The organism is Bacillus sp. PK6-025, assembly GCF_056530265.1.
This window is the reverse complement of sequence record NZ_CP096509.1, coordinates 1,089,932-1,102,718: the sequence shown is the minus strand read 5'-3', so window position 1 is coordinate 1,102,718 and position 12,787 is coordinate 1,089,932. Positions and strand designations below refer to the sequence as shown.

16 protein-coding genes are annotated in these 12,787 nt (G+C 45.9%); 6 read left to right on the top strand and 10 right to left on the bottom strand.

Annotated features, from left to right (window positions below):
* Positions 1-38 precede the first annotated feature (38 nt).
* On the top strand, positions 39-566 hold the full coding sequence (locus tag M1D67_RS05605) for a tryptophan transporter (protein ID WP_020450799.1): 528 nt from the start codon (positions 39-41) through the stop codon (positions 564-566).
* A gap of 91 nt (positions 567-657) precedes the next feature.
* Here M1D67_RS05605 and yhzF read toward each other — a convergent pair whose 3' ends face one another.
* Positions 658-849, bottom strand: a complete 192-nt coding sequence (gene yhzF / locus M1D67_RS05600; protein ID WP_020450798.1) for a membrane protein YhzF — start codon at positions 847-849, stop codon at positions 658-660.
* A 161-nt stretch (positions 850-1,010) separates the two neighbouring features.
* On the opposite strand from yhzF, the gene M1D67_RS05595 reads away from it, so the two are divergent.
* Entirely contained in the window at positions 1,011-1,367 is a 357-nt protein-coding gene (locus M1D67_RS05595) for a YtxH domain-containing protein (protein WP_039072586.1), read from the top strand.
* A gap of 193 nt (positions 1,368-1,560) precedes the next feature.
* Positions 1,561-2,181 (top strand): HTH-type transcriptional regulator Hpr, encoded by a 621-nt coding sequence (locus tag M1D67_RS05590; protein WP_479831653.1) that lies wholly within the window; start codon positions 1,561-1,563, stop codon positions 2,179-2,181.
* On the opposite strand, the gene M1D67_RS05585 is transcribed toward M1D67_RS05590, so the two are convergent.
* Positions 2,178-2,525 carry a YhaI family protein gene (locus M1D67_RS05585; protein ID WP_023856555.1) on the bottom strand — a complete coding sequence of 116 codons (348 nt, stop codon included), beginning with the start codon at positions 2,523-2,525 and terminating at the stop codon, positions 2,178-2,180. The genes M1D67_RS05590 and M1D67_RS05585 overlap by 4 nt on opposite strands.
* A 213-nt stretch (positions 2,526-2,738) precedes the next feature.
* On the opposite strand from M1D67_RS05585, the gene M1D67_RS05580 reads away from it, so the two are divergent.
* Together M1D67_RS05580 and M1D67_RS05575 are read left to right on the top strand one after the other, a co-directional pair.
* Positions 2,739-3,254, top strand: a complete 516-nt coding sequence (locus tag M1D67_RS05580; protein ID WP_020450795.1) for a DUF3267 domain-containing protein — start codon at positions 2,739-2,741, stop codon at positions 3,252-3,254.
* A gap of 78 nt (positions 3,255-3,332) precedes the next feature.
* The gene (locus tag M1D67_RS05575; RefSeq protein WP_003180249.1) at positions 3,333-3,548 is read left to right on the top strand and encodes a hypothetical protein; all 216 of its coding nucleotides are present in this window, start codon (positions 3,333-3,335) and stop codon (positions 3,546-3,548) included.
* A 54-nt stretch (positions 3,549-3,602) separates the two neighbouring features.
* Here the strand turns inward: M1D67_RS05575 and M1D67_RS05570 are convergent, their stop codons facing one another.
* Together M1D67_RS05570 and M1D67_RS05565 are read right to left on the bottom strand one after the other, a co-directional pair.
* Positions 3,603-3,701 carry a YjcZ family sporulation protein gene (locus M1D67_RS05570; protein WP_020450794.1) on the bottom strand — a complete coding sequence of 33 codons (99 nt, stop codon included), beginning with the start codon at positions 3,699-3,701 and terminating at the stop codon, positions 3,603-3,605.
* 127 nt (positions 3,702-3,828) lie between these two features.
* Positions 3,829-3,915 (bottom strand): YjcZ family sporulation protein, encoded by an 87-nt coding sequence (locus M1D67_RS05565; RefSeq protein WP_003180245.1) that lies wholly within the window; start codon positions 3,913-3,915, stop codon positions 3,829-3,831.
* 163 nt (positions 3,916-4,078) lie between these two features.
* Here M1D67_RS05565 and M1D67_RS05560 point away from each other — a divergent pair, with 163 nt between their 5' ends.
* The gene (locus M1D67_RS05560; RefSeq protein ID WP_020450793.1) at positions 4,079-4,939 is read left to right on the top strand and encodes a peptidylprolyl isomerase; all 861 of its coding nucleotides are present in this window, start codon (positions 4,079-4,081) and stop codon (positions 4,937-4,939) included.
* Positions 4,940-4,983: 44 nt separating this feature from the next.
* Here M1D67_RS05560 and M1D67_RS05555 read toward each other — a convergent pair whose 3' ends face one another.
* From M1D67_RS05555 to M1D67_RS05530, 6 genes are all read right to left on the bottom strand, one after another.
* Entirely contained in the window at positions 4,984-5,217 is a 234-nt protein-coding gene (locus M1D67_RS05555; protein WP_020450792.1) for a sporulation YhaL family protein, read from the bottom strand.
* 68 nt (positions 5,218-5,285) lie between these two features.
* On the bottom strand, positions 5,286-6,230 hold the full coding sequence (gene yhaM / locus M1D67_RS05550; protein ID WP_020450791.1) for a 3'-5' exoribonuclease YhaM: 945 nt from the start codon (positions 6,228-6,230) through the stop codon (positions 5,286-5,288).
* A 49-nt stretch (positions 6,231-6,279) separates the two neighbouring features.
* Positions 6,280-9,240, bottom strand: a complete 2,961-nt coding sequence (locus M1D67_RS05545; protein WP_479831652.1) for an AAA family ATPase — start codon at positions 9,238-9,240, stop codon at positions 6,280-6,282.
* Positions 9,241-9,253: 13 nt separating this feature from the next.
* Positions 9,254-10,498, bottom strand: a complete 1,245-nt coding sequence (locus M1D67_RS05540; protein ID WP_458117865.1) for a metallophosphoesterase family protein — start codon at positions 10,496-10,498, stop codon at positions 9,254-9,256.
* Positions 10,499-10,599: 101 nt separating this feature from the next.
* Positions 10,600-11,868, bottom strand: a complete 1,269-nt coding sequence (locus M1D67_RS05535) for an ABC transporter permease (RefSeq protein ID WP_039072583.1) — start codon at positions 11,866-11,868, stop codon at positions 10,600-10,602.
* Positions 11,861-12,757, bottom strand: a complete 897-nt coding sequence (locus tag M1D67_RS05530) for an ABC transporter ATP-binding protein (protein ID WP_479831651.1) — start codon at positions 12,755-12,757, stop codon at positions 11,861-11,863. The genes M1D67_RS05535 and M1D67_RS05530 overlap by 8 nt, the downstream gene beginning before the upstream one ends.
* Positions 12,758-12,787: the final 30 nt, after the last annotated feature.

Sequence of the window (12,787 nt, the reverse complement as noted above, 5' to 3'; positions counted from 1 at the left end):
GAAAGCGTAAAAAGAGCCTAGATGAGGAGAGAATAGACATGAAAACAAAAGAATTAGTGGCTATGGCCCTGTTTGTCGCCATTGGAGCGGCGCTTCACGCTGTGATTCCGCCTTTTTTCTACGGAATGAAGCCGGATATGATGCTGATCATGATGTTTATGGGAATCCTTTTGTTCCCTAGATTGCAAAATGTTCTTGTCATCGGAATCGTGACAGGCGTCATTTCCGCGTTGACGACGGCTTTTCCGGGAGGACAGCTGCCCAACATCATCGACAAACCGCTAACAGCCTTGATGTTCTTCGGCGTATTTCTGCTTGTGAAAAAGCTGAACAGCAAAACGCTTGCCGCCGCCGGATTAACTGCTGCAGGAACGGTTCTTTCCGGAACCATTTTCCTTACGGCTGCGCTGTTCATCGTCGGCCTGCCTGGAAACCAGGGGTTCATTACCCTGTTTTCTGTTGTCGTTTTACCTGCTGCCTTGATCAACACGATCGCCATGGCGGTCATCTTCCCGATCGTGCAGTCGATCATGAAGCGCTCAAGGCTGATTGAACAAGTCAAATAAAACCAGAACCTCTTCTTGAAAAGGGTTATCCTTTTTTTGAAGAGGTTTTTTTCATTTTGATGGTCAAAAAAAGGGGAATCCGCCCGATATTTTATATAAGAAGCTGAATAAAAAAAAGGAGCAGGAGCGCCAATCCTGCGCTTCCCGTGCAAAAAAGCGCTTTTTGTTTAAGAATGCGTTTCGGCGGGTAAGATGCAGAATATCCGAGAAGCCTTAAATAATAAAAGGAGCCGGCGGTAAACACAGCGCTTAAAATTGTCAAAACAATGATAATGACAGACAACCCTCTCCCTCCTTTTTTTAAAAGTATGCTAAAATAAAGCAAGCTATGCAGAAGTTTCTAAGAAGAGAAACGGATGGCCCGGCTCGAACGCCAGTATCTAATCATGAGAAGACGGGCGCCTGCCAAGCCTGATCTTTAAAAATATAACCGGGGTGATGTACATGTCAAAAGGCCGATCTTTAGCAGCTGGACTGATTGTAGGCGGTGTTATTGGCGGTGTTGCAGCATTGCTGACCGCGCCGACTTCAGGAAAAAACTTGAGAGGACAGCTAAAAGCCAACTGCGGTAAATGGGAAGACACCGTCAAAAGGCTGAAAAACGACGGAATCGCATTAAAAGAGCAATTCGTCAAAACCGCCATAGAAGGCGCGGAAATCATCAAAGACGTCGGCAGCGAACTGCAAACGTCCATCCAGGAATGGCGCGATGAAATCAAACCTCACCAGCAGGACTTAAAAAAGGAAATCGCTGAGATTGAAGAAAAGATAAAACAGCTGGAGAAAACCTTACAAAACTAATATACTCAGCGAAAAAAATGAACCTTAAAAAAGGGGTGTGAATGGAAAATTTTCACGCTCTTTTTTTGGGTAAAATCCTGATTTCACACCGTAAAGCTGGATTTTTTAAAAATTTCGTAAATTTACATCTTTATTAATCTTTATTTTATTGGCATAATAGAAATTATAAGATAAAGAGAAGCAGGTGAAGTGAATGAATCGAGCGGAAGAGCCCTATACGGTGAAAGAAGCCCTTTTATTCAGTCAAAGAATGGCACAGCTTAGCAAGGCGCTTTGGAAGTCAATAGAAAAGGATTGGCAGCAGTGGATTAAACCTTATGATCTGAACATTAACGAGCATCATATTTTGTGGATCGCCTACCAGCTGAACGGTGCATCCATTTCGGAAATCGCCAAGTTCGGCGTCATGCACGTATCCACAGCGTTTAATTTTTCAAAAAAACTTGAGGAAAGAGGTTACCTGGAGTTTTCCAAAAAGTTGAATGACAAACGAAACACTTACATTCAGCTGACTCCGAAAGGTGAAGACGTTTTCCTTAAAATCCTCGAGTCTTACGATCCGACCCGGAATGCCGTCTTAAAAGGCGCTCAGCCCCTTCATCAGCTGTACGGGAAGTTTCCAGAAATCGTCGAGATGATGTCGATCATCCGCCATATTTACGGCGATGATTTCATGGAAATTTTCGAAAAATCGTTTTCAAACATCGAAAGTGAATTTACGAGCGAAGAGGGCAAAATGAGGAAAAAACAAGAAGCAAAAGAAGCCGGGGAATCGATAGAGATGGACAAACCGCTTGAGCCTCTTAAAAACTAAGCCAGATCGTATTGCCTGATAATGCTGATGAATTCGCTCATCAGCGGTTTGTACAGACCCTGTCTGTGAAGGGCGAAAATCGTTTCGTGCACTTCAAGTTTTTCATTTAACTGTCCCGCAAAAAGCGTGAGGAGATGATCGAACATCACATATCCTTGCGCTTTTTGTGCTTCAAGCTCCTTTGAGAGCTCTTCGCACAGCTTTTCCGTTTCCTTTGCTTCTTCCTCTGATAAGCCCTTTTCGATCAACATTTTATAATACGGATACTCTTCCATATCCGCATTGTTCAATAACAGTTTGATGTAATATTCCAGCCGCTCAAGGCGTTGCTCCATAGAGTTCATATTTGTCCCTTCTCTCCCTTTCTCTTATTTTAGCCGATATTCCCTTTTGATGAAAGTTCAACACGGGAGATTTCTGTTCCTTTTACACCCTTCTAAATTCTTTGGAAAATGACGAAATTTTTTTCGAAAAAGGGATTGATTTTTCTCATCCAGAGGAGTAAATTATTCTGAGGATTTCATATAACAGTTTGTTGAAACGGAAGGATGTCATTTATGAGTTGCTGGAAAACCATCAATCTCGTTAAAGATTATGGAGGCATGCGCATCGTGCTTACTGCCGTCAGTTTAATGATTTTATTTTTTATTCCCGAATATTTAGCGATGCAGCTGATTCATCCGCAAACTGTTCAGAGAGGCGATCATGCCCTTTTGTTTGCAGGACTATTGGTTGCGGCTATAATTGCCCATAAAATTCTTCATATCTTGCCGTTGATCAGCAAGAAAAAAATAGAAAAAAAGATTTATTGGTTGAAAATGAGAACATGGAGAGAAGTTCCAAAAAACACGATGCTTGTCTCTCTTCTCTGCCCTTTTTTCGTCATCACGCCTGCTTTATTTTACGCGGGGGCTGTGATGCCGAGCTTTGCTCATTATTTCTGCATCATTTCAAGCATTCATTTCGGCTATTGTCTGCCTGATTTTCTGTTTGCCTGGAAACTGATCAAAGCGCCTAAAAACTGCTATGTCGATCAGGAAGCCGACGATTTTGATATTTTAATACAAAAATAATCCAGCCGCTCGGCACTTGGAAAATCCTTTTTTTCAGTCTATTTTCTATCTTTTTTAATAAATATTTGGTAATGTAGTATGGAGCAGAAACAGAGAGGGGGATCTCCTATCATCCTTTTTTATTTCATCTTGTTTGCGGTTTTTACTGTCTTCAACATAAACAAGCTTACAAACTCTTTATGCCTTGTCAGAGAGATTCCTGAAGAACGGCAGGATAAGGTGTTTAGAATGATTAATGTGCTGATCTTAATTTTATTGATCTCATCATTCATTGAGATTTCCTTTACGGTGTAAAGAAAAAAAGGATAGCTGCCGATCGTATTGATCCGGCAGCTATCCTTTTTTTGATTAGCATATCCAAGAAGCACCAATAATAATTAATAAGATGAACAGTACCACAAGCAGCGCAAAGCCGCCAGCGAAACCTCCTGTATAACCGTCGCCCATATTGACACCTCCTCTGCCCCAGTCGTTACATTAGTGTATGCACGAATGTCATGAAACGATTAGGCTATCGTCCAAAAGAAAAGAACCGCCTGAAAAAATGACGGTTCTTTTCTCATTTTCTAAGGTTTTAGTACAGATAAGCTGCACCAACGATGATTAATAAAATGAACAACACGACCAATAAAGCAAAACCGCTTGAGTATCCTCCGCTCATGTTATTGACCTCCTTTTCTTGATCAATATATTTGTATGAGCGGAAAGAAAATTTGACTAGACGGATGCCCCTCTGTTGAAAATCTTTTTACAGCATGTCAGAATATGATATGATACAATTCAAAGGAAAGTTTAAACTGTTATGATTAGGAGTGTTTGCATTTATGAAGAAGATTGCAATTGCGGCGATTACAGCGACAAGTGTGCTGGCTCTCAGCGCATGCAGCGGAGGAGACTCTGAGGTTGTTGCAGAAACAAAAGCTGGAAATATTACAAAAGAAGACCTTTATCAAACATTAAAAGACAATGCCGGAGCGGACGCACTGAACATGCTCGTTCAGCAAAAAGTACTCGATGATAAATACAATGTCTCCGACAAAGAAATCGACAAAAAGCTGAACGAGTACAAAAAGTCGATGGGTGACCAGCTCAACCAGCTCATTGAGCAGAAAGGCGAAGACTTCGTCAAAGAACAGATCAAATACGAACTTCTCATGAAAAAAGCCGCAAAGGATAACATAAAAGTAACCGATGATGACGTAAAAGAATATTATGACGGCCTAAAAGGCAAAATCCACTTAAGCCACATTCTTGTGAAGGAAAAGAAAACGGCTGAAGAAGTTGAGAAAAAGCTGAAAAAAGGCGAAAAATTCGAAGACCTTGCAAAAGAGTATTCAACTGACGGAACAGCCGAAAAAGGCGGCGACCTCGGATGGGTCGGCAAGGAAGATAACATGGACAAGGATTTCGTCAAAGCTGCGTTTGCTTTGAAAACCGGCGAAATCAGCGGCCCTGTGAAATCGCAATTCGGCTATCACATCATTAAGAAAGACGAAGAGCGCGGCAAATATGAAGACATGAAAAAAGATCTCAAAAAAGAGGTCCAAGAACAAAAGCAAAACGATCAAACTGAACTGCAATCTGTTATCGACAAACTTGTCAAAGATGCTGATCTAAAAGTAAAAGACAAAGAGTTGAAAAAACAAGTCGACCAGCGCCAAGCTCAGACAAGCAGCAGCAGCTGACGCCAAAAAAGCTGTCCTCCCCTCGCGGGGCCGGACAGCTTTTTTTATGCGATGGAATGACTGTCAGCCGATTTTTCATGCTGTTCTTGATCTTCATCCAATGAACGCTTCATGCGCTGTGCTTTTTCTTTTTCCATCCGTTCGATATAAATGCGGCCTTCTTTTTCGATAAAAGCCTGATCGATCTTTTCCTCTTCCTTTGCCGTCGTCATCAGCTTATAGGCGCTGAAAATAATGCCGACGATGCAAAGGTACACCCACCACGGAAACAGCAGCACGGCTTTTCCCCCTTTTTTGAATAAACTGTATATCAGACATTATGCAAAAGGGAGACAAGTTATGACACTTATTTGTGAAAAACAGGCTTGTAAAAGGAACGATTATCCAATGCAAAGACGCGTTCGGTATACTCTCCCGGCTTGACCCGTTCGAGCGCTCTGTCCATCATATTGATCTTCGCGTCAAGGTTGTCGATATAGTGAAGAATTTCCGCTTCCTTGACCATCGGCGGCTTTGGACTGCCCCATTCGGGTTTGCCGTGATGGCTTAAAATCAAATGCTGGAGAATCAGCACTTCTTCTGAATCAATTTGAAGCTCTTCGGCTGCTTTTGCAATTTCTGTCACCATAATCGAAATGTGCCCCAGCAGATTCCCTTCGACAGTATAGGTCGTGGACACCGGTCCGGATAGTTCTTTTACTTTTCCAAGGTCATGCAAAATAACACCTGCGTACAATAGGTCGCGATCGAGCGACGGATACAGGTCTGCGACCGATTTGGCCAGGTTCAGCATGGAGACAACATGGTATGCGAGACCTGATACGAACTCGTGGTGATTTTTCGTCGCAGCTGGATAATCAATGAATTCCTTGCCGTATTTTTTGACGAGGTGCCTCGTGATTCGCTGAATACTCGGGTTTTTCATTTCAAAAATATATTGAGTGACCGCATCCATCATTTCGTTTTTGGGAATCGGTGCAGTCTCAAGAAAGTCATCGATTTTGACATTGTCATTGTCGCCCGCAGGTCTGATGTTTCTCAGCTTCAGCTGATTCCGCCCGCGGTAATGATGAATGTCGCCGACCACTTTCACGATCGTCTGCGGGCCGTAGGTCACTTCGTCCTGCTGTTTGGCGTCCCAAAGCTTCGCTTCTATATCTCCGGACTGATCCTGGAGCATCAGCGTTAAAAACGGTTTCCCATTGCTCGCGATTCCTTTCGTTGACGATTTAATGAGCAAATACAAATCAACCTGCTCGCCAACTTCGTGCAGCATGATACCTTTTGCCATGATAAAGCTCCCTCCGTTTTCCTACATAAAATCATTATAGCACACACTTTTATTTGTTAGTTATACCCTTTACTTCCACGTTTTTCATGACGGGAGGCAGCAGGATCACATCTTCGTCGTGAAAAGCTTCTCTTACATGTTCATGACACGTAAAATACAAGATTTGCTGTTCTTCGCCTGAAAGCTTTTTTAAGATGTTCAGCACTTGTTTAAACCTCTCCTCGTCAAAGTGGACAAAGCTGTCATCCAGCTGGAACGGCAATTTGACTTCCTTTTGATGGGAGAGGGCCAGAGCGAATCGGATCGCTAAATAGAGCTGTTCACAAGTTGCCTGGGACAGTTCGTGGGCGTAAAAAACAGCCCCGTCTTTCCGCATGACCATCATGGATTCATCTGTTTCAGAAAAATAAATTTTTTCGTATTGCCCGGCAGTCAATGGGTTCAGTAATGTTTCAGCCGTTTGTAACAGCTTCGGAAGCCGAACCTTCTTATGTTCATCGATCTTGTTTTTGACCGCCTGCCGGATCAGCTTGACGGCTGCCCACTTTTTGGCCAGTTCGGCGACCCGCTCTTTTTGCATTCCGGTCTGATAGGCGAGCTCGGATACCGCTCCCGATTCCTCAAGTCTGACCAGTTCCGCATGGACATTCGCCGCCTTTTGTCTTTCTTCTGCAAGCTTATTTTCTATACGGGCTCTTTTTTCCTGCGCCTCGGCCAGCTTTCCTTTCAGTTCTGCAAGAGAGTGTTCTGATGCAAGCATGACGGCCTTCTCGTCCTGCCTGCCGAGCTCTCTTTTGAGCTGCCCGAGCCTTGCCGTTAATTCTTTTTTGGCTTGGTCGCGCTTCGCCAGACCGATGAACATCTCACGGCCGTCCGCCCCTGCTTTTTGAAAGAGTTCGCCAATTTGGGATTGGAAGTATTCCGTCTCTTTTGTCAGCTCTTTGATTTGTTCGGCGGTATGCTTTAAAGACACGTCCGCTTCCTGTTTTTGCCGAAGTTTTTCTTTTTGGGAATCAAGCGCGCTTTTCAGCTGAAACACCTGCTCTTGGACGCTTTCGCCAGCGCGGCCGAGAGATGAGACAAGCTTTCTCAATTCCGCTTCAAAGGATGCTTTTTTAGCTTGAAGGCGGCTCAGCTCTTGCTCGATATCCCGCTTTTTCAACATTTCCTCTCGGAGTTCCTTGATCAAAGCGTACGCATCGGCTAAAAATGACGGGTCGATTGACAGGTTCAGCTCTCTCAAATAGCGTTCGGTCTTCTCCTGATACGGACGGATATCCTTTTCCCACGCTTCGAACTTCTGAATCGCTCTTTCATATTCCGCTTCTCTCTGTCTGAGCTCTGCTTGTTTTGCGATAAGGAGCTGCCGGGTTTGGTCGTCCTTCCACAGCTCTTCCCTCAAAGCGTTGTCACTCACTCCGCTTTTTGTACCGCTGCGATCAATGTCGTCCAGCTGTTTTTGAATAAAAGCCGCTGCCGCGGAAGGCTCGGGCTTTTTTAGAACAACAGCGGCAAATATGAGCAAGATCGGCACGAGTAAAGCGCCCGGGAACCACTCCTTGAAAAAGAGCGCCGCAAAAGCGGCCGCGAAAGCAGCACAAAGCGCTGCTGCAAAAGCGGTCTTTCTTCTTTTCATCCGAACCTTTTGTTCTTGCTTCAGATAGGACAGCTGAAGGAGCAGCTCTTCCCGTCTTCCGGCATGGCCGCCGGCTGACGCAAGCCGGCTGAGGGTTTCCTCCTTTTGCTTGCGGACATCTTCCGGCATCACTTCATTGCTGAGAGCGGCGTGGGCCTGTTCAGCTTCCTCCAGATCAGCTCTCGCCTGCTCAAAGTGTTCGTCAAGCGACCGTTTCAGTTCACGCAGCTCGATGTATGCCTGAGCGGTTTCCTGCAGCTTCCACTCATATTCATACGCGGTGTCCGCATTGAGGATATCGCATTCCTCGATTTTCAGGCGCCCAAGCCCCGCTTGAACCCGTCCGTTAATCTGGTGAAGCTGATCAGTCAAAGACGCGATTTTTTCGGAATACGACTGGTAAAACGGATATGCTTTTAAAAGCTCTTCCGCTTCGTGCTCGAGAAAGTCTTCAGCCGGTGCAAAAGCGGCGGCCCGCTGTTCCAAACGGCGCTTTTTCTCTTCCAGCGCCTTCAGCTGAGCCGCTTTTGGATGCAGGTGGGATTCGAGCTTTTCAAGCTCAAAAAGTCCGCCTTCGGGAAAACGGCTTTCCCCTGAGCCGCCGAAAGATGCGAGCTGCTCTTCCAGCTGGCGTTTTTCCGCGGCCGCCGGCAGAATCTCAATCGCCTGCTCGATTTGTGAGACGAGATGCTCAAGATCTTTCAGCAGTTGTCCGCTGTCCTTTATTGAGGCCTCAGCGCCTTTTTTTTCGTTTAACAGGCGGTGGTAGTCGCCTTCCCGCGCTTTCGCTTTTTTCAAATCTTCGGAAAGCTTTTTTAACCGGTCGAGCTCCTGATTCAGTTCAGGTTTCCGGCCGTTCGGTTTAAACAGCTCTTCCTGCTTTTTCACGAGGCCGGCATCCATCTTTGAAATCGCATCAGAGCCGAACAGACTCGAAAACAGCAGAAAACGGCCGATTTTGTCGCGGTTGAATTTATGAATTTCCTGAAGGCCGAACACGTCAAATGAATAGATCGCTTTATACAGCTGTCTGTCGACGCCTGACAGCAGCTCATTTAAAAAACCTTCCGGCTTCGTGCTGCCGTCTTCCAGATAAACGGTGACCCGCTCAGGCTTTCCGGCCGTTCGTTCGATCCGGATCTGCCCCAAATCAGGGTGCCCGACCTCAAGCATCCCCCCGTAAATGACGCCCGTTTTCGGCTCATACCGTTTCGTCTTCGGAAAACCGAACAGCACGCTTTCAATAAACGACATGAGCGTCGTTTTCCCGGCTTCATTGAGCCCGTAGACCAAATGCAGATTTGAAGGAGACAGGCGAAATGTCTGATTGGCAAATTTACCGTATCCGTATATATGTATCGCATGTATATTCACCCTGCACCCTCCCTTATCTTTTCAATGTCTTCAGTTCATGAAGCAGCAGTTTTTCCGCCTGCGCGCGAATGTCCCGGAAGTCTTCTTCATGAAACCGCTCTCCGTGCCTTCTAAAGACCGGATGCCGCTCCAAATCGTCAAAAATCAGGCTGAAATCCTGAAATTCCTGCATTTCTTGCAATAGCTCCTGAAAAAAAGCGTCCCGTTCAATTCCAGACAAGGCGGCATCTGTTTGATCTTCGATCGCGGTAAGCCAGATGAACGCGTCTTCCTCCCGCTCTTCTTCATGGAAGATGTCAAGGATCTCGTCCACGATGCCGGCCTGTCCTTCCGCCAAATAAGAGGGTGTTTCTCCTGTCAATACCATCTTGACGCATGCCGGCTTGCCTCTGTTTCTGAAAGATTGAAGGGCATCCTGCATCAGGCTGATCAGCTCTGTCATCTTCTTTGTCCCGGAGATATCGATGCTGGCCGTTTCCCACAGAACATCCGATAAGGCTTTAAATTCGAAGGACAGTTCTCCGCCGCAAACATTGACGAGATAGCAGCCTTTCTCTCCCGTTTCCTTCATGTGCCGCGATTGTGTGTTTCCCGGATAAATCACCGCCGGTTCGGAGGCTGAAATGACCTGTCTTTTATGTATATGGCCAAGCGCCCAGTAATCCATCCGGCCGTTTTTTAAATCTTGAAGGGAAAAAGGACAGTACGGATCATGGCCGCTCTCCCCGGAAAGCGTCCCATGAATCATGCCGATATGCAAGGGCGCGTCGGTCGTTTTTTTGATTTCAGCAGCCTTATTGGCAAAAACAGAGCGCTCGGGATAGCTGTAGCCGTAGATGCTTGCGGCGAGCCGGCCATCTTTGTAAAACGATTTTTCTTCAATGTCTTCCGACGAGAAAATGTGGACGTTGTCCGACCAATCAATCGGCGTCCAATCGCCGCCCAGATGATCGTGATTGCCAAAAATCACATAGACTTGGATGTTGTTCTCTTTCAACTTTAAAAATTGCTTTCTCAAAAACATCTGTGCTTTTAAACTGCGGTTTGCTTCGTCGAAAAGATCGCCGGCAAGCAAAATGAAGTCGGCCTCTTCATCAATCGCAAGCTTAAACACATTTTCAGCGCTTTTAAATGTGCTGTTTTTGATCCGCCGGTAAACCTCTTCAGGTAGCCGGCTGATGCCGTGAAACGGACTGTCCAGGTGCAGATCGGCCGCATGAATGAAAGTGATGTTTGTCAATCTTCTGCTCCTTTTCATAAAATATTCTGCTCCCATTCTATCACGGGTTGAAAGCGAATGCACGTTCTACTCTTTGCACGAAAAAAGCAGCTTTTCTTTCAAGCTGCTTTTCTCTTTCATTATCGATCTTTTGACAGACGAAGCGCCTGTTTGATATTTTTCAATCCGCCGCCGCTCGTGTACATGAGCACGCCGCCTTTATACACCCTCGCCCCGATGACGGCGAGAATCACAATGGTGAGAGCGGTAATGCCGATGCCGAGTGCCGCTTCCCAAAACGGAATATCAAGCACGCCGACTCTGAGAAACATGATCATCGGCGCAAAGAACGGAATGAATGAAGTAACGGTAATGAACGTTGAATCCGGTGTGCTTAGCCCGACCATGGCAATTACGAATCCTGCGACGACCAGCAGAATCATCGGCGAAATCATCTGCTGAACATCTTCAATCCGGCTGACGACGCTTCCGAGAAATGCCGCAAGAGTTGCGTAGAGGAAGTAGCCGAGCATCAAGAAAATGGCCGCGTACACAAGCGTTGCAGTAGGTACGCCGGAAATGTCAAGAAATCCTTTAATCATATCGGCTGCATCCCCTCCCTTTTCCTGACTGGACTGGAGCGAAAGATAGCCGACAAGAAACAGCGCGGCAATCTGTGTCAATCCCAACAGAGCGACGCCGAACAGTTTGGCGAACATTTGCTGGACAGGCGGCACGCTGGAAATTAAAATTTCCATCACGCGGGAAGACTTTTCCGTCGCAACTTCTGTCGCGATCATTGACGCGTACGTCAAAACCGAAAAATAGATGACAAACAGCACAACATATACAAGCCCTGTCGCCTTTTGAAGCTCTTCCTCGGTTTTCGCGCCTTCTTTCAAGGCGACACTGTTGACTTTTACCGGTGTAAACAGTTCACTCAGCTTTTCCTGTGGTACGTTCAATTCAGCCGTTCCAACGGCAATCTTTGCTTGTGAGAGCGCCTGTTCAATCGTGGAGACAGCTGTGGAATCAGCGATTTCGAGCGCTTTATACGTTCCCTTCAGCACGCCTTTTTTATCTCTGTCCAGGATTAAAATGCCTTCGAGATTTTCGTCTCTGACGTCTTTTTCAAGCTCTTTTTCCGGTTTATCCGCTTTTTCGACTTCCAGCGCTTCATCAGTGTCGAGTGCTTTCACTTGCTGGGCAAACGTGTCGTACAGCTGATTTGAACGGTCAATGACGGCGATTTTATCACCCTCTCCGCCGTCATCAAACATGGAAATAATCGATCCCAGATTTGTGACGAGCACGACAAGCGCAAGCGTGATCACCGTTGAAATAATGAACGACTTTGTTTTCAGCTTGCTGAAATATGTATGAAAAAGAACAATCCAAAACTTATTCATAACGGGCACCTACCTTTTCGACGAAAATATCATGCAAAGAAGGCTCTTCAAGTTCAAATTTTCTGATAAACCCGCGTCCTTGAAGCATTGTAAACAGCTCTTGAGAGACTTCTTCATTTTCGACCTGCAGGCGGACTCCTTCGGAATGATCGCGCCATTTGACGATACCGTCCGCCTCTTTCAAGAAGCTCAAGTCGCCGTCTGCGTGAATCGTGACATTCTTTCTGCCAAAAGAACGTTTGATTTCTTTTAATTTCCCTTGAACGACAGGCGTCCCGCGCTGCAAAATGCAGACGTGTTCGCACAGCTCTTCGACATGCTCCATTCTGTGGCTTGAAAATACAATCGAAGTGCCGTCGTCTTTCAAAGAAATGACCGCGTCTTTTAAAAGCTCGACATTCACCGGATCGAGACCGCTGAACGGCTCGTCAAGAATCAAAAGCTCCGGCTTGTGCAGCACGGCCGTGATGAATTGAATTTTTTGCTGGTTCCCTTTCGAGAGCTCCTCAACCTTTTTGTCGGCGTATTCCGTAATATGGAAGCGTTCGAGCCACTTCTCCATTTCCTTGAGCGCATTTTGCTTTGTCATGCCTTTCAGGCGGCCAAGGTATACGAGCTGATCTTTCACCTTCAGCTTCGGATACAGTCCGCGCTCTTCGGGCAAGTAGCCGATGCTGTTTGTGATACCGTAGTTAATCGGCTGTTCTTTCCATGTGACAGTACCCTCTGTCGCATTCAAAAGGCCTAATATCATTCGGAATGTCGTCGTTTTCCCTGCTCCGTTGGCGCCGAGCAGACCGAACATTTGCTTGTCTGGAATCTCCAGCGTCAGATCGTTTACAGCTGTAAATGAACCGAACTTTTTCGTGACGTGATCGATTTTGAGCATAATAACTCCTCCTTCCAATTTACAATCATA